Below are 16,561 nucleotides of genomic sequence, written 5' to 3' on the forward strand. Positions count from 1 at the left end.
GTGCCTCTCTGTGTCTGAGCAGCAACGCTGGTGCGAGCGGTCATACAAGCGGTCAAACGACCACCTGAACGATCACCCAAGCGACCACCTAAACGACCGCCCGATGCGCGGCTTGTGTGCCGGGGGCGTTGCAGCGTCCAGTTCGTGCACATGATGTACCTCAGCGTGTCAATCGAGTTCGTCTGGCAGTGTTGCTTCCAGGGGCTCGCGCGAGGGCAATGCCCCTGCGAGCCTGCCCAGCGTGCGGATGGCCTGCTCGGTGTTCGCCGACCACGCGTAGCTGTAGTTGAGCCGGATAAAGCTCGAATAGCGTTCAGAGCGCGAGAACAAGGTCCCGGCGCCAACGGTGATGCCTTCGGCGATGGCGGCCGAATAGAGCGCCATCGAATCTGCGCGGTTCGGTAGTTCGATCCAGAGCAGATAACCGCCGGCGGGCTTCGAGATGCGTGTGCCGGAAGGGAAAAAGCGGCTCACCATCGCACGCATGATCGCGGCTTGTTGGGAATAGCGTTGGCGCATGCGACGCAAGTGCGCGTCGTATCCGTCGTTGCGCAGATACTCGGCGATCGCGCGTTGTGGCGTCAGCGGCGTGGTCAGCGTGTTGAAGAATTTGAGTGTCTCGAACGCCTGCCGGAAGCGGCCGGGCATGGCCCATCCAATGCGCTGATCGGGGCTCAGAGTCTTCGAAAACGATGAGAAGTGAAGCACGAGACCCGCCCGGTCGAAACGCTTGAGCGGCAAGGGCGCCTTACCCTCGAACGCGAGCTCGCGATAGACATCGTTCTCGATGATCGGAATGCCGCGCGCATTCATGCGCTCGACGAGCAGTTGCTTACGCTCGTCGCTCATCTGAAAACCCAGCGGATTCTGGAAATTCGGCATCACGACGCAGGCGGCAATACGTTGTGTGTCGCAGAGGCGAGTCAGCGCATCGATATCGATGCCCGCTTCGGGGTGTGTCGGCACTTCGAGCGCGCGCATGCCGAGTTTCTCGATGGCCTGGAGATGGGCATAGAACGTCGGCGATTCGATGGCAATCGTGTCACCGGGTTTCGCGACGACTTGCAGGCACAGGTTCAGGGCTTCCGTCGCACCGACCGTCATCACAATCTCGCCGGGATCCACATAACACCCTGCGTCGGCGTAGCGGCGTGCGATCTGGTGGATCAGGCCCGCATCGCCAGGCGGCAGGTCGGACAAGACACCTGGCGCTTCACGCTGACGCGCAAGCGCAGCCGCATATCGGTTCAGGCGCGTGGTCGGAAAGATCGAGGGATCGGGATACGGCGAGCCGAGCGGCAATGCGCCATGCCGGGCGATTTCGCGTAACGTCGCCAGCACGAACTGGCCCGCATCGGGTGCAGGGTCGGAGGCCGACCAGCTGAAGGACGTGTGCGTGGGCGCGTACGTTGATTCGTGCGTAGATGCGTTCGTGGATGCGTACGTAGATGCGTACGTTAATGCGCTCGATGAATCGCTCGATGAACTTCGATGGCCTTTCCGTACCCGACTCGTATCGGGGACTGCGCCATCACGCCGCTCGCTCGCACTCACGCTCACGTCGCGTTCCGAATTGCGCACGGCCTGCGGCTGCCCGATTGACGCGCGTTCAACGCTCGACGCCTCGACGGGGCGGCGCACGAAATAGCCGGATTGCGGGCGGCTTTCGATCACACCACGGCTTTCGAGCTGCAAATACGCACGCAGCACGGTCGTCACGCTCATGCTGTTCAGATAGCACGCGTGCCGAACCGAAGGGATCCGTTCTCCCGGCTGATATACGCCCATATGGATCAGATGCTCGACCTGGCTCACGAGCTTTTCGTAGAGTTTCATGGCGACCGGCTCCCGGTTCATCACGCGTCATTGCGTAGTGAATAAGGTAGCCATCGGGCCACGCGCGGAACATTGTCTGTAAGGATGAAATTGCAGAAGGCCGTAGGTTAGCCGGACTATACGAACGTGTGAATCGCAAGACGAATCGGTGTCGCTGGCGCATTTCTATACAGGTAGATGATTACCTTGCGCTGGTCTTGTGCCCTAAGCTGACAACGTTGAAGGGCCGCACGGTGTGGCCCCTAACGCAATGCCAGAGTACGTACGGCCAGGGACAGAGTGTTGAGCCATCACCCGCTTGTATCGATCGTCGACGACGATGAGTCGGCGCGCCGTGCCATGGCGAACCTCGCGCGTTCGCTCGGTTGGCGCGTGCAGGTATTCGATTCCGCCGAGGCACTGTTGTTGTCCGGTGCATTCGACGACGTACAGTGCGTGATTTCCGATGTGCAGATGCCGGGTATGACGGGCGTCGACATGCAGGATCGTCTGATCGAGCGCGGTGTGAAGCTGCCGATCATCTTCGTATCGGCCTTTGCGACCGATACGCTGCGCCAGCGCGCGTATGCCAATGGCGCGCTGTGCTTTCTGACCAAGCCTGTCGACGGCGCAGTGGTCGCGCGCCTGCTCGACAGCATCGGGCACGCGGCCTGAAGCGCTGCTCTGCCCCAAGTCGCGCCGATATTGCGTGAAAGGTTTGTGTCAGTGATGAGCGAACCGATGTTCGGAGCGATGGAGTACGATAGCTGCGTCCAACCCTGCGTTGGTCGATTCGCATGAAGCCACGAACCCGGTAAGTCAGTCTCTTCCTTTCACGGAGGTCACCATGGACCACGCTTCGCACGGCATCATCTTCTGGATCATTATCGGCGGCATTGCAGGTGCACTGGCAGGGCGGATTGTCGACGGCGGCGGATTCGGCATCCTGATGGATATCGTGGTCGGCATTGTCGGGGCCTTTATCGGCGGCTGGGTCGGTGGCGCACTCGGGATCAGCCTGGGCGGCGGCATTCTCGGGTCGTTGTTGACGGCGCTCATTGGTGCGGTGATTCTGCTCGCCATCCTGCGGCTTTTCGGGCGCGGGCGAAGGGCGTAGCAACGCGGCGTCCCTTTTTCTTGCGTCATTCTCCCGCGCGGCGCGTTCGGCCGCTCAGACGCGATTCGATCTGCTGCGGAATGTTTTCGGGCGTCACCACGACGACCGACGACGATTGTTCGACCGCCGCGCGGGGCAACAGCTTGTGGAAATGCATGATCTGGTGGCATGCGCAACGCATGTCCTGTCGCAGGTCGTGATGCAGGATCGCGTCGATCGCACCGTCGCGCAACAAACCGACGTTATCGCGGTCGAGGTCGTGACCGATAAAGCACGCAGGCTTTTGTCTGAGCCCACGCAGCGCACGCACGATCGCGACATTGCCACCTCCCATTGAGTACACGGCGGCGATCTTCGCGTTGCCGATCGCGGTTCGCACGTGTTCTTCGGTCTGCGTATCGAGTCCCTGTCCGCCACTTGCGTCGATCAGCGACAAGTGCGGAAAGCGTTCGGCCAGCACGCGGCGAAAGCTTTGCAGCCGTTGTTCCTCGCCGTAGAAGCGCTCGTGGCTCATCGTGACAAGCACATGACCTGCGCGCCGGCCGAGCCATTTGCCGACGAGGTAGGCCGCCGTCGCACCGGCAATGGTGTTGTCGAGCCCGGCATAAGCAAGACGCGGCGAGCCGGGGATATCGGTAAAGATGGTGATCACCGGGATGCCGCGTTGTTCAAGCAGCGCGATGGCTTGCACGATCTCGGGCTCGTCGCGCGCCTTGAGCAGCACACCATGACTCCCGCGCCGCGCGATCGCATGCAAGGCTTCGACGACCTCGCTCGTGGTCATGATCTCGCGAGTCAGGTAGCGCAGCCGGAACACGGCGGGCTGGAGATCGGCCACGTCGGCCTCGAGCGCATCACGGATTTCGTCTGCAAAGCGCTGAGGCGCCTCGACCACGACGTCGACCACAAGCTTGCGGCCCGCGCTCGCAAGCTGATATTGCTGCTGTTCGAGTTCCCTGATCGCGTGCTCGACGCGCCGCCTCATGTGCTCGCGCACATGCACGCGGCCGTTCAGCACGCGATCGACGGTCGCGGTGCCGACACCCGCCTGAAGGGCAATTTCCTTGATCAGGAATCGATGGCTCATCGGGTGCCGGTGCGAGTCGCGCTCAGGCGCAGGGCGATGTCGACGAACCGTCTTCGTGTTCGTGACCGGCGTCGATACACTCTTCTTCCTCGACCTGCACTGTGACATGAGAGATGCCGTAGCGCTGAGTCAGCCGCTGCTTGACCGCGATCACGATCTCGCGCGTGGTCGCGCCGGGCACGGGGTGCACGTGCAACGTCAGCAAATGCTGCTCGCCGGTGATCGACCACGCATGGATATGGTGGGCATTGCGCACGACGGACACGTGCTGTTCGAGGTCGGCCTTGATGTCGGCAAGCTCGACACCTTCGGGTGTGCCTTCGAGCAGGATATGCGCCGAGGATCGGACGATACCCCAGGCGCTCTTGAGGATGATGACCGCCACGAAGATCGAGAGCAGCGGATCGATCGGCGTCCAGTGCGTAAGCAGAATCACGACCGCCGCAACGATCGCAGCGGCGGAGCCGAGCATATCGCCGAGCACATGCAGCCAGGCGCCGCGCAGGTTCAGATTCTCGCGATTGCCGCCGTGCAGCACGAGAAACGCCGCGATATTGGCGGCAAGCCCGATGAACGCCACGATCAGCATCGTCGTGCCGGTGACGGGGACCGGATTCGCGAATCGGGTGATGGCTTCGATGACGATCCACGCGGCGATGACAAAGAGTGCGCAGCCGTTGACGAATGCAGCGAGGATCTCGAGCCGCTTGTAGCCATACGAGAGTTGCGACGTCGCGGGGCGGCGGCCGTAATGAATGGCGGCCCAGCTGAAGCCCAACGCCGCGGCATCGCTGACCATATGGCCCGCGTCGGCGAGCAGGGCGAGCGAGCCGGACATCACCCCTCCGGCGACTTCGACGATCATGAAGATCGCGATGATCAGGAAAGCCCAGCCGATACGACGTTGATCGGTCACCCCGTGCAGATGGTTGTGGCCCGAGTGGCTATGGCCATGGCCGTGATCATGCGCATGTGCGTGACTTGAATGATCGTGATCGGCGTGGTCGTGAGCCGGATGGTCGTGACCGGCATGGTCCGGAGCCGAGTGGTCGTGACCGGGATGGTCGTGGCGATGTTCGTCAACCATGGGAGTGTCGCTCGGTTTAGCAGGTGACAGGCGCGGGATACAAGCGCGGATACGCGCACATTATGCCGCGTCCGATCGCGACGAAATCCGATGGACTCCTTCGGGCGCGGGTCTTTCACAGCCGTCGCGCTGCGGCATCGCCGCGGTATACCAACGGGATCGTTCATCGGTATCTGTTACCGGACGTCGCACAGACAACCGCTTGACGTCATCCGTTGACGTCATCCATGAGACGTCATGACCACGACTATATGTGTGGCGGTCTAAACACACGCCTCATCATATTTGTCTGTAGATAGGACGAATAGGAGACAGTGCAGCCGTATCTTTGCGCCCAAGACTGCAAAAGACAGTCATCTCAACAGGGGGGCCAAATGACCAATCTCACAGACATTGAATGGGCGCGTGTCGAACATCTGTTCGACGAGACGCGTCAACGCAAGGGCGCCGGCCGGCCGGCAGCCAATCCGCGTGCAATTCTCGACGCCATCCGCTGGATTCAGCAGACAGGCGAACGATGGCTTTATCTGCCGGCGTGCTTTCCGCCACAGCAAACGTGCTATATGAAATTCCTGCAGTGGAGAAAGGACGGACGTATTCAGGAGGTCGAACGGTTGTTGGGTGCGACGGTCGTCAATGACCTGCTGCCGCCGGCGATGCCGGCTCAGTCTGCCTGAACGGATTGCCTGAACTGCATGCCATGAACGGATGGGCGGTACCCGGTGCGCAGCCGGGATGCCGGGCCCCATCGTGAAATAGCATGATCCTGCCGCGGCGTTGTTCGCGGCCGGCAACGAAGAGGAAGCAAAGGCGGATCCGCGTGCACCGCGCATGCCGGATGCCGCATTCGAGTGCGGACCGATACGCATGGCGAGTTCGAACGATGACTCGCCGCGCGAGCTTTGAACAAAAAGACGGTCACGCTATGGTGGAAGCCATCGGTAAGTGTGCTGAGTAAATCACGACAGTGTTCTCCGCGCAGTATCTCTTTGGGAGAACCAGCACCTTCGCGCCTTCTCGGAGCTTTGCATGATCTGGATGCACAATTGGCACTCGCGTGAAGTGGCGCGCGTGTTTCCGGGGTTTGCCCCGCGTGAACGACGACCGGGCCCGGGCGGCCCTGCTACGGATGGCCGGTCCGATCGGCGCACGACGGGAAAAGGATGGCCACGCTCGGGTGTGAGCCCGATTGCGAAGGCGTCTCAGCGCGCGGCCGAACGCGCGCCCGCGGCGTCGCCCAAACGCCTGACGCGTCGCTCCGCGAGCGAAGCGGCAGGCGACGCGCCGTCCGCATTTTCCGTATTGCCGGATCGCCGACGAAAGGGGCCGGCGGCCTTTGACGATGCGACCACCGGTCAACGCGCGAAGCCGCAAGCCTGGCCAGTCGATTCCGCGGATCGTGCTTACGCGCCGATGCAGATCATTGAGGCGTACGTCGATACGGTCCGACGGGCCCAGGGTAAGCCGACCTACGCTGAAATTCACCTGGGCACCCCGGATTTCGAGGCTCAGCTCAAGGACTTCGCCAGCGACGTATTCAAGGCGATGGGGGCTGACGGCGCCTAGCGCTTGCCCATTTATGCATGGGCGCTCGAGTCCGTATTCGAGTCCGTGCTTGAGCGTACCTCGTCGAATGGCAGCTCGACCACGGTGACGCGATTGCGTCCTGCGCTCTTGGCTTGGTACAGCGCGCGATCGGCGGCCGCGAGCAGCTCGACGATGTCACTGCCTTCGGCGGGGAATGCGGTCGCGCATCCGATGCTGACGGTCAGCACTTCGACGACACCCGCCTCGTGCGCGATGCCTGCCGCCGCCACGCGCTCGCGCAGGCGCTCGGCGATCGCGAGTGCACCGTCCGATCCGGTGGCCGGCAACACGACGACAAATTCTTCGCCACCGTACCGCGCCGCAATATCACCGGGTTTGCGGATCGATGCCTCGATGCAGTCCGACACGGCGACCAGGGCGTCGTCACCCACGGCGTGACCGTACGCATCGTTGAACAGCTTGAAAAAATCGATATCGACAAATAACGCCGATAGCGGCAAACGTTCGCGCCGGGCGTGGGCCCATGCATCGCCCACGCGCAGATCGAACGCCCGGCGGTTGAGCAAACCGGTGAGCCCGTCCGTGCCAGCGAGACGCGCCAGTTCCATCTGCGTCGCGACGTGCTGGCGCATCATGCCGACGAGCGCCCAGGCCAAGCCGATAAAGGTCAATCCGAACAGCAGCGTCAGGCCGCCGACGACCAGCGTGCGGCGGCGCCACGGCGCGAGCACGTCTTCTTCAGCCGGCGCCACGACAGCGATAAAGGGCGTATTCGGGATGCGCGCAAACGTATAAATCCGGCGCACACCGTCCACTGCCGCGCGCGCGGCATAGGTACCGTGGTCGTGCGACGCCATCACGCCAAACGTCGGCGACCACGCGATGCTGGCTCCGATGTCTTTGGGGCTATACGGCTTGCGCACGACCATCGTGCCGTCGCGTCGCACGATAAAGGTCGATCCATGCTCACCCGTGCTGACCCGATCGAGCAGCGAACGAAACAGCTCGATGCGCAAGCCGATCGAAGCCACACCCGCAAAGCTCCCATCGGCGCGATCGATGCGCCGGCTCATCGTGATCGTGGGGCCGGCATTCTGTACGCGAGACTGGAACGGATGCGAGATGAACGTCGCCGTCGACGGATCGTTTTTATGGTGAATGAAGAATTCGCGATCGCTGGCATTGAGGCTGCGCGCGACATCGCTGTCGCGATCGAGCACCGCCTGCCCGTCGGGATTGAAGACGAACGCGCCGCTGAGATAGCCCGCATGCGTTGCGCGATCGAACACGACCTGACGCCGCACCAACGGAGGCAGCGCTTTAACGCCCTGCGCGAATGCTCCGTCGACCATCGCCTGAAGCGACAGGTCGTACACCTCCATATTGCGCGCGACGTCGTTACTGATCACGCCGACGAGATTTTCCGACGTCTCTCGCGAATGGGCGAGCGCATCGGTGCGGCCGTTATAGAGCGTGACAAGCGATAGCCCCATCATCGCCAACGCAACGACGGTGCCTGTGATGCCGACAAGACCGGGGCGCGCGTAGAGATAGTTGGCCACACCTGCCAGCCTGTTGCCGCGCTGCGCCGCAATCAGTGTCCCGACGGCGCCGGAGATCCGGCGTGGCCTGCTGTGGATACCTTTCATGGACGGGGTTCGGGTCGACACAAACTGCAAGTCGCCCACGCTCAGTTACGACGGTTATCGACACAGCGCCCGACCTACTTTAGTGCGAGCGAACCCGATACGTCCAATGGAGAAAGCATTGACGCAAGGGATTGCGATGCCTCAGCGGCGCGGTATCCCGGTTTTTCAACGTCATGGCGTCGCGGTGCCCGCACGGTACAGCAATGAGACGCGCGGTCAGGCCGCGGTGCCGCAGAGCCAATCGATCGTCGAGTCAGCCAGCTCCGACAGACGGCGGCATTCCGAACTCGAGGGCACGGTGACGCCCGTGCGCCAAAGCTGCACATCGCTGGTCGACACCCGCATGAGCTCCGCGACGCGGGCCGAACTCAAACCGGCACGGCTCAACGATGTGTCGAGGCGGGCACCGAAGGCGCGGAGGAAACGGGGATTTTGAGCGTTTTGCTCAAGGTGAATCGTGAGTGAACGGCGGCCCTGCATGGGTAATTGAACGGCAAATAGAACGCCTTGCAGCCTAATGATCCGATGCGACGCTGATGTGACACTTTGTGTGACTGTCAAATAACTGCCACGTAAGGGCTCTTACGGATGTCTTGCGTTTCCGTTTCATGCGTCGGCGAGACGAATATACCGGCAGTGGGACGATTGGGAGACGAAATCCGTCCAGCATTTGCCGACCCCGCGCAGACGGGTTGGAAGTAAGGGAGCCTGACGTGACAAACCTTTCAGACGTCCAGTGGGCCTGCATCGAGCACCTGTTCGAGGAACGGCGTGCCGGATCGGGAGCCGGACGCCCGCCCGCGGATGCCCGCGCGATTCTCAATGCCATCCGCTGGATCCGGCGGACCGGCGAACGATGGATTTATCTGCCCGCGGAATATCCCGCGCAGCAGACGTGCTACATCAAGTTTCTCGCGTGGAAAAAGTCCGGATTGCTCGGCGAGGTCGAGCGGCTGCTCGATGCGTGCTGTCCACCTGAGGATGGTGCGCGCCACGCCAGTCGATGAGCCTGCCGGTCGATCCGTGAGCCTGTGTTTACAATACGGGTCCACCCATCATTGCTCACGAGGTTTTCACGTGAAAACAGCTGTCGCTTTGCTTGTCGCCCTGTCGGTTTCCGCAGCTCTGGCTGCGCCTGCTTCGGCTGGCACGACGGAAAAGCTGCCTTCGGGCGTCGTCGTCGAGCATCTGGTCGACGGTAACGGTCCCAAGCCCACCGCTGCCGACACTGTGAAGGTCAACTACCGCGGCACGCTGGCCAACGGTACCGAATTCGACAGCTCGGCCAAGCATGGCGGTCCGGCGACGTTCCCGCTCGGACGCGTGATCCCGTGCTGGACGCAAGGTCTTCAAACCATCAAGGTCGGCGGCAAGGCCAAGCTGACGTGCCCCGCCGCGACGGCCTACGGTGAGCGCGGCATCGGCCCGATTCCGCCGAACAGCGACCTGACCTTCGAGGTCGAACTCGTCGGCATCGGTAACTGATCGTCCGCTGGCGGCGCGATTCGGCACCCAGTCGCATGAAGACCATTCTGATCATTGGCATCGGCGCGGGCGATCCCGAGCAGATCACGATGCAGGCGGTCAACGCGCTGAATCGCGTCGACGTGTTCTTTCTGCTGGACAAGGGCGTGGCGAAGGATCCCCTCGTCGCGTTTCGTCAATCGCTGTGCGAACGCTATATCACGCATCGGCGGTACCGCTTTGCGCATGCGCCGAGTCCCGAGCTCGTCATCGGCACCCCGGACTTGCAGGCGACCGTCGCGGCGCTGAACCGCGACAAGCAGGCCGTGTATGAATCGCTGATCGCAAGCGAGCTCGCGCCCGGCGAGTGCGGCGCATTTCTCGTGTGGGGCGACCCCACTCTTTACGACAGCACGCTTCGGATCGTCGACGCGATCGCCCTGAAGGGGCGCACCGTGGCCGAACTGGCGCTCGAGTACGAGGTGATACCGGGCATCAGCAGCGTGCAGGCACTTGCCGCACGCCATCGCGTGCCGCTTAACCAGATTGGTGAGCCGGTCGAAATCACGACGGGGCGCAAGATCGCCGGCGGATTTCCCGAGCACGCCGACACGGTGGTTGTAATGCTCGATGCGAATGGTGAGTACCAGCGTATCGATCGCGATGACCTCGAGATCTTCTGGGGGGCTTACGTCGGCACGCCCGACGAGGTGCTGGTCGCCGGCAAGCTCAAGGAGGTGGCACCCGAGATCGAACGGATCCGGACCGAAGCGCGGGCGCGCAATGGCTGGATCATGGACAGCTATCTGATGCGCAAGGTAACGCGCAAGGACGAAGGCTAGGCATGGTTACGCACGCCGCAGCGATGCCGGCGGCGGTGTATCGGGGAAGATCGCAAGTCGCAACGAGACCAGCGCATGCATCGCGTCGGTCGACTCGCCACGCGCGATCGGGGCGAGCGTGTGGTCCATCGCTACGTCGATCGTATCAAGCAGGTTTTGCGGAGGCACCTGACGTGCGCCGTGCTCGATGCACGCGTCGAAATGATGCCGGATGCCAAGCAGTACGTGATCGATGGCAGCAACGAGGGATGGATCAGCGGTCTGGCGCTCGACCTGAAGATCCAGGGTATTCAGGCCGACCCGCATGTCGCGGAAGTATTCGACCTGCGGATGAAGGCGATCCGGCGTGTCGGTCGACGCGAGCCGCGGCAACAACTGCAACAGCCGGTCGAGCATTCGCGCCGCGAGATCGCGCTGTGTGTCGATCGGATGCGGCGACGCCGCGGCGATCAGGTCGCGCCAGCTCGAGCGCGTCAGGCTGCGCACGGCCATTTCGGCCCCGAACGGACGCGTAACGAGCGTCCAGAGATACGCGAAGAGCACGCCGACCAGGGCCGACAGATTCGCGTTGAGGAACGTCTGAAAGTCGTAGTCGTAGGCACTCTGAATGCTGATGAACGTCGCCGTATTGAGCGCGACCAGCGTCGCCATCAGGCTGAAGCGTGGATTCGGCATCAACGTGCCGACGCAGATAAAAGGCACGGCAAACACCACCACCAGCATTTCGAATTCATGCACGTTCGGCAGCACGACGAACAGCAGTAGCCCCGACACCACGATACTGATGCATGAAGCGATAAAGAACCGGAACACGTTCGGCGCCGGGTCGTCGAGGCCTGCAAAAAAGAAGCAGGCCACCGCGCCGAGCGACACGGCTGCCGCACCGTCGACCCAGCCCGATTCGATCCAGAGCAGGCATGCGACGAACACGGCGGAGACCGACGTCACGATTGCAAAGAGGATATTGCCGCGGTCGAAGTACGGATTGATCGCGCCCACGCGCCAGTGACGAAATTGGGGATGCCACGCATCGGTGTCGTCGATCGAGATCGAGTGCTGAAGCGTGATGCAGTCTTCCCAGATGTCGACGACGAGCTTGAGCCGCCAGACGACGGTCGAGAGCAGCGCGGCATGCCAGTGCTCGAGCGTTGCACGCGCGGGTTCGAGCTGCTCGATGTCGACGCGCAGTTCGCGCGCGATGCGCCGGACGTCGCTGTCCGGGTGCGAGCCCGGGCGCCGGCAGGTCTCGTCGATCCATGCCTCGAGCTTGTCGACGACCTTGCGTATGGCCTCATGAGCCGGCGTCGTGTCGGCCAGCAGCACCCGGAGCGGATCGGCAAGCGCCGAGATCACGGGCAGCAGCACGGACATGCGTCCGCGGAGTTCAGTCGCATGCCGCACGATATCGGGGCGGGTTCCGTCGTAGCTGAGCTGGCTCAGCAGGAGTTCGAACGCATCGAGCGTCGTCGCCATGCGCTGTCGGCTATCGGTGGACGCCTTGAGCGCGACGCGTCCGGCGAGCGTCTCCTTCGCGTAGATCGACGCGTCGCGGAACCAGCCGACGGTTCGCTCGCTGAGCACCGGTGCAAGCTTGGACGGCAGAATGACCGAGTTCACGACGGCACCGCAGGTGATGCCGAGAATGATTTCTTCGGCGCGCGTGATGGCCACATCGAAGATCGATTCGGGATTGTTGACAGTCGGGAATGCCACCAGGGCCAGCGTGTAGCTGGCGAGCAGGAACACATACGACCGCGCCGTCCGGTCGGTGAACGCAAGGTAAAGCATCACGCCCATCCAGACTGCCGCGACGAGGCTCAGCACGAGCGGCATTTCGACGAAAGGCGGAATGAACAGGACCGAAGCGGCGGCACCGAGGATCGTGCCCAGCGCGCGGTAAAGCGCCTTCGATGTGGTCGCGCCCACAAAGGGATTCGACACGATATAGACGGTCGCCATCGCCCAGTACGGGCGCGGCAGCTGCGTTGCAAGCGCGATGTAAAGCGCGAGCATCGCAGCGATGAACGTTTTGACGGAGAAGATCCAGTCCCGGGCGGAGGGCAGCGTCATCATGATGGTTGTTCTGACGAACGATGCCCGAAGTATGCATGGGGAAGCGCGAGCCTGACAGAGCGTGTGTCAGGCTCCCCCGGCGCTGCCTGCTTACGTCGTGCGGCGTCCCGGCTTCATGCCTGCGGCGACGAGCAGCGAGATCAGGCACCCTGCGGCGAGGTAGCCCGCGACCGAATGCCACGAGCCGCCGCCCATATTGACCAGCGCCTGGGCAATGAACGGCGTGAAACCACCGCCCACGACGCTCGCGAACTGGTACCCGACGCCCGCGCCGCTATAGCGATACTCGGTGCCGAACAGCTCGGTGAACAGCGGCTGCTGGACGCTGACGATCAAATCGTGCGCGCCGTTAGCCAGCATGACTGCAAAGATCACGATCCACACCGTCGAACGGGCTTCGAGCGCGAGGAAGAATGGCACCGCCGAGAGCAGACCGATGACCGCACCGATCAGATAGATGCGACGCAGGCCGAAACGGTCGGCGCACCACGCGAAACACGGAATCGTCACGCAGCTGATTGCGCCGACAAGCAGGGCGATGTTCAGAAAGAATTCACGCGACATGCCGAGCGTGGACGTCGAGTAACTCAGCGCGAATGCCGTGACGATATACATCGTGAACAGCTCGGCCAGGCGCAACGCGATGATCAGCAAAAACGCCTTCGGATGTTGCGTCAGCGCTTCGATGACCGGCATGCGCGACGTGTGATGCTGCCGTTCGACTTTTTCAACGAATTCCTGCGACTCCTCCATGCTCGATCGAACCCAGAGGCCGATCAGCACGAGCACGACACTGAACAGGAACGGGATACGCCAGCCCCACGACTTGAACGCCGCGTTGTCGAGCGTCGCGCTCAGAATGGCCACGATGCCGGTTGAGAGAATGAGCCCGACGCCATAGCCCACCTGCACGCCGCTGCTATAGAACGCCTTCTTTTCCTTGGGTGCGCTCTCGACAGCCATCAATGCGGCGCCACCCCATTCGCCGCCGACGGCGAAGCCCTGGATCGCGCGCAACAGCACGAGCAGCGCTGGCGCCCACCAGCCGATGCTCGCGTAGGTCGGCAGCAGCCCGATCGCGGCAGTGGACAGGCCCATCATCATGACCGTGAGCACGAGCATGCGCTTGCGCCCGAGATGGTCGCCGTAATGGCCGAACACAATGCCGCCGAGCGGCCGGAACAGAAAGCCCACGCCGAACGTGGCGAAGGCGGCCAGCGTGCCGACGCCTGGATTGCCTTTGGGGAAAAACTCCGTGTTGAAGATCAGCGCGGCAACGATGCCGTAGAGCAGAAAGTCGTACCAGTCGACGACGGCGCCGACAAAGCTGCCGAGCGCGGCTTTGCGCGCGCGGGAGCGGGATGCCTCGACCGGTGTCGAGACGGGGGGCTGTATCGCGAACGTCATGCGTGTCTCCTCGTGCCCTGTGTATGGGTCAACCGACGGAAAGCACGTTAATGACGGGGCCCGTGGGGCACAAGTGAAATCTGGAGAAAATGTGCGATTAACGAACGCGTGAGCGCGGTTGTCGAACGCTTTTCGGGTTAATCCGAGCGTCACTCCCTTTTTTTCTCACCTTTCGTGACCCGGCCGCTTCGATGCTCACCGAGCCGTTTGTCCACGATTCTTCCCGATCGCCCCTCCTGCCCTCCTGCCGTTCTGCCCTTCTGCCTCTCTGGTCCGACTTGTCCGTCAATGCGCAATCTTGCAGTCGTGATCCTGAAGCTCTTCGGACGACGCGCGGTCGAACCCGTGAACGTGATCGGCGAGCAGGATAAAACCCGGCGCTCCGTTGGCGAGCGTCGTGCCCGTGACGAGCAGCGTCTGATCGCCCATCGTTTCGCCGCGCGCGGCGATATCGGCGGCGAGGTCCTTGAACGGGTTGTCACGCTCGAGCGTCGCTTCGTCCATCACGCGTGCGCGGTAGGTGTGTCCCGCGAGCGGTTCAGGGAAGTCACGCCATTGCGTTCCAATCGCATCACGGTGGGCGACCAGCGTTTGCATCACGTCGGGTCGCATGCAATCGATGTGAATATGCAGCTGGTTCTGCGAGCGGCCGCTCGCGGAATTGATGGCCAGCCCGACCTCGTCGCGGCGTAGCGGTGCATTGAGCTTCTGCTCGACGTAAGAACGCGCATTCCACGCGTCGACCCAGTAGTTCGGCGCTTGCGGGTCGAGCAGCAACGGGCTTTCGATGCCGGTGACGCGCGTGGTCGGAATCAGCAGGTACTGCGCGACGCCGTTGATGTCCTTGAGCAGCGCGTAGCCTGCGGAGGTGTCGACCAGGGCGCAGGTATTCGGCGTCGTCCCCGCCTGCGCCGCGGGCACGCATTTCTGACTCACGATCTGCCAGAGCGCATCGGGGTTGGCCGCGCAGGCATTCAGCGCGATCACAGCCGGAATGCAGAGAGAAGCAAGCGTGAAAGCAGCGCGTAGGGTGAAGGTTCGGGTCATGGTCGAAGCGTGGCGATGTGACTCAGTCGGATTCAGGTACTTCAAGGAGCGTCAAAAAACGCAGGGGAACGTCGGGGAACGTCGACATCTCGTGCGGGTCGATAAGCAGCCGGTGCGACGCCAGGGCAGTCCGGCCTCCGGGCGCCACCGCTTCAGCAACGTACCGAGTGTCGCGTATCCGGAAGACCCGGACGTGTCCATGGTAAATTCGTGCCCGCACAAAATGCAGTCATATCGCAACAGAACAGAAAGGTCGCCATGAATATTCCGAAACGTATCCGCGAAGTCTCCAAGCTGACGGGCGACTTCCTGCTTCGCTCAGGTAAGCGGAGCAATGTGTACTTCGACAAATACCGTTTCGAATCGGACCCCGTGCTGCTCAAGGCGATCGCCGAAGCGATGGCGCCGTTGATCCCGGCCGGCACGGAAGTGCTGGGCGGCCTCGAAATGGGGGGTATCCCGATCGTGACGATGCTGAGCCAGGTCACGGGCCTGCCGGCGGCGTTTATCCGCAAGGAAGCCAAGGAATACGGCACGTGCCAGTATGCCGAAGGCGCGGAGCTCAAGGGCAAGAAGATCGTGTTGATCGAAGACGTCGTGTCGAGCGGCGGCGCGATCACGGATGCGGTCGAGAAGCTGCGCAAGGATGGCGTACCGGTCGATCTGACGCTCTGCGTGATCGACCGCGAGACCGGCGGCAAGGAAAACCTCGCTGCAATCAACGTCGAGCTCAAGGGCCTGTACACGTTCTCGCAGATCGAAAGCGCAGAATAAGCGGCAGTCTGCGACCGGGCGGTCCGTCAACGGTGGTGGGTCATCGGGCGGCCCGGCAATCCGGCGGCCACCCCGTCAAACCGTTCTGGGTTCCGCGTGCCGCGCGGCGACCTCGGCGACGAGCGCTACATAGTGCGTGAGATCGGGGGTCTCCAGACCCTCGACCTTGGCGCGGTCGTCCCAGCGGCGCAGCTGCAATGCGTCCTGCGCGTAAGGCTTGGCCAGGAAGGCCTGGGCCTCCTCCTGACTGAAAACCCCACCCTGAAGCTTCAGGCTGCGCACGGAGTCCGCTGACAGCTTGCCGAAATACTCCGGATCGATCGCGCACAGGCAGCGCTTGGCGTCGACATGCAGGCGGATCGGTTCAAGCACCGCTTCCGGCAGCACACGGCGCAGAAAGGGCAGTGCGAAGTACTGATGCTGGTCGTCGATACCCTGAACGGTCGGCGAGTCGCCCTGAAGATTGAGCAGGTGCCCGAGGTCGTGCAGGAACGCCGCGACGACGAGCTCCTCGCTCGCGCCCGCCTGCTCAGCGAGCATCCCCGATTGCAACGCATGTTCAAGCTGCGTGACGGGTTCTCCGCTATAGGCAATGCCGCCGTGCGATGCGTAAAGCTGGCGGATGTCCTCGATACTCAAAGCCATGCTGTG

Annotated in this window: 17 protein-coding genes; 8 read left to right on the forward strand and 9 right to left on the reverse strand. The window is 62.6% G+C overall.

The genetic code is table 11. The features are described 5' to 3' along the window. Positions 1-168: 168 nt before the first annotated feature. Positions 169-1,836 carry a PLP-dependent aminotransferase family protein gene (locus ACMFWR_RS02315; protein WP_413193436.1) on the reverse strand — a complete coding sequence of 556 codons (1,668 nt, stop codon included), beginning with the start codon at positions 1,834-1,836 and terminating at the stop codon, positions 169-171. A 282-nt stretch (positions 1,837-2,118) separates the two neighbouring features. Here ACMFWR_RS02315 and ACMFWR_RS02320 point away from each other — a divergent pair, with 282 nt between their 5' ends. After that, positions 2,119-2,490, forward strand: coding sequence for a response regulator transcription factor (locus tag ACMFWR_RS02320; RefSeq protein ID WP_413193437.1), 372 nt, complete (start codon positions 2,119-2,121; stop codon positions 2,488-2,490). 172 nt (positions 2,491-2,662) lie between these two features. Beyond that, a complete protein-coding gene (locus tag ACMFWR_RS02325) occupies positions 2,663-2,932 on the forward strand; it encodes a GlsB/YeaQ/YmgE family stress response membrane protein (protein WP_413193438.1) in 270 nt (89 codons plus the stop codon). 25 nt (positions 2,933-2,957) lie between these two features. Here the strand turns inward: ACMFWR_RS02325 and ACMFWR_RS02330 are convergent, their stop codons facing one another. Further along, positions 2,958-4,019 (reverse strand): LacI family DNA-binding transcriptional regulator, encoded by a 1,062-nt coding sequence (locus ACMFWR_RS02330; RefSeq protein ID WP_413193439.1) that lies wholly within the window; start codon positions 4,017-4,019, stop codon positions 2,958-2,960. A 22-nt stretch (positions 4,020-4,041) separates the two neighbouring features. Then, the gene (locus ACMFWR_RS02335) at positions 4,042-5,106 is read right to left on the reverse strand and encodes a cation diffusion facilitator family transporter (RefSeq protein WP_413193440.1); all 1,065 of its coding nucleotides are present in this window, start codon (positions 5,104-5,106) and stop codon (positions 4,042-4,044) included. Positions 5,107-5,480: 374 nt separating this feature from the next. Here ACMFWR_RS02335 and ACMFWR_RS02340 point away from each other — a divergent pair, with 374 nt between their 5' ends. Beyond that, entirely contained in the window at positions 5,481-5,783 is a 303-nt protein-coding gene (locus ACMFWR_RS02340; RefSeq protein ID WP_413193441.1) for a transposase, read from the forward strand. Positions 5,784-6,135: 352 nt separating this feature from the next. After that, entirely contained in the window at positions 6,136-6,672 is a 537-nt protein-coding gene (locus ACMFWR_RS02345; RefSeq protein ID WP_413193442.1) for a hypothetical protein, read from the forward strand. Between the two features lie 11 nt (positions 6,673-6,683). Here ACMFWR_RS02345 and ACMFWR_RS02350 read toward each other — a convergent pair whose 3' ends face one another. Next, a complete protein-coding gene (locus ACMFWR_RS02350; protein WP_413193443.1) occupies positions 6,684-8,303 on the reverse strand; it encodes a diguanylate cyclase in 1,620 nt (539 codons plus the stop codon). A 216-nt stretch (positions 8,304-8,519) separates the two neighbouring features. Then, positions 8,520-8,642, reverse strand: coding sequence for a hypothetical protein (locus ACMFWR_RS02355; RefSeq protein ID WP_413193444.1), 123 nt, complete (start codon positions 8,640-8,642; stop codon positions 8,520-8,522). A 374-nt stretch (positions 8,643-9,016) separates the two neighbouring features. Between ACMFWR_RS02355 and ACMFWR_RS02360 the strand changes: the two genes are divergently transcribed. The 3 genes from ACMFWR_RS02360 (at position 9,017) to cobF (ending at position 10,609) form a co-directional block, all read left to right on the forward strand. Further along, entirely contained in the window at positions 9,017-9,310 is a 294-nt protein-coding gene (locus ACMFWR_RS02360; RefSeq protein ID WP_413193445.1) for a transposase, read from the forward strand. Positions 9,311-9,380: 70 nt separating this feature from the next. Beyond that, positions 9,381-9,788 (forward strand): FKBP-type peptidyl-prolyl cis-trans isomerase, encoded by a 408-nt coding sequence (locus ACMFWR_RS02365; RefSeq protein WP_413193446.1) that lies wholly within the window; start codon positions 9,381-9,383, stop codon positions 9,786-9,788. 35 nt (positions 9,789-9,823) lie between these two features. Next, positions 9,824-10,609, forward strand: coding sequence for a precorrin-6A synthase (deacetylating) (gene cobF, locus ACMFWR_RS02370; protein WP_413193447.1), 786 nt, complete (start codon positions 9,824-9,826; stop codon positions 10,607-10,609). Between the two features lie 6 nt (positions 10,610-10,615). Here cobF and ACMFWR_RS02375 read toward each other — a convergent pair whose 3' ends face one another. The 3 genes from ACMFWR_RS02375 to ACMFWR_RS02385 form a co-directional block, all read right to left on the reverse strand. After that, the gene (locus tag ACMFWR_RS02375) at positions 10,616-12,679 is read right to left on the reverse strand and encodes an FUSC family protein (RefSeq protein ID WP_413194744.1); all 2,064 of its coding nucleotides are present in this window, start codon (positions 12,677-12,679) and stop codon (positions 10,616-10,618) included. Between the two features lie 93 nt (positions 12,680-12,772). Beyond that, a complete protein-coding gene (shiA, locus tag ACMFWR_RS02380) occupies positions 12,773-14,089 on the reverse strand; it encodes a shikimate transporter (RefSeq protein ID WP_413193448.1) in 1,317 nt (438 codons plus the stop codon). A 285-nt stretch (positions 14,090-14,374) separates the two neighbouring features. Continuing rightward, a complete protein-coding gene (locus tag ACMFWR_RS02385) occupies positions 14,375-15,136 on the reverse strand; it encodes a CDP-diacylglycerol diphosphatase (RefSeq protein WP_413193449.1) in 762 nt (253 codons plus the stop codon). A gap of 258 nt (positions 15,137-15,394) precedes the next feature. Here ACMFWR_RS02385 and pyrE point away from each other — a divergent pair, with 258 nt between their 5' ends. Next, entirely contained in the window at positions 15,395-15,910 is a 516-nt protein-coding gene (gene pyrE / locus ACMFWR_RS02390) for an orotate phosphoribosyltransferase (RefSeq protein ID WP_413193450.1), read from the forward strand. Positions 15,911-15,985: 75 nt separating this feature from the next. Here pyrE and ACMFWR_RS02395 read toward each other — a convergent pair whose 3' ends face one another. Next, entirely contained in the window at positions 15,986-16,555 is a 570-nt protein-coding gene (locus ACMFWR_RS02395; protein WP_413193451.1) for a phosphonate degradation HD-domain oxygenase, read from the reverse strand. Positions 16,556-16,561 lie beyond the last annotated feature (6 nt).

It is taken from the genome of Pararobbsia alpina, from assembly GCF_965118125.1.
GTDB lineage: Bacteria > Pseudomonadota > Gammaproteobacteria > Burkholderiales > Burkholderiaceae > Pararobbsia > Pararobbsia alpina_A.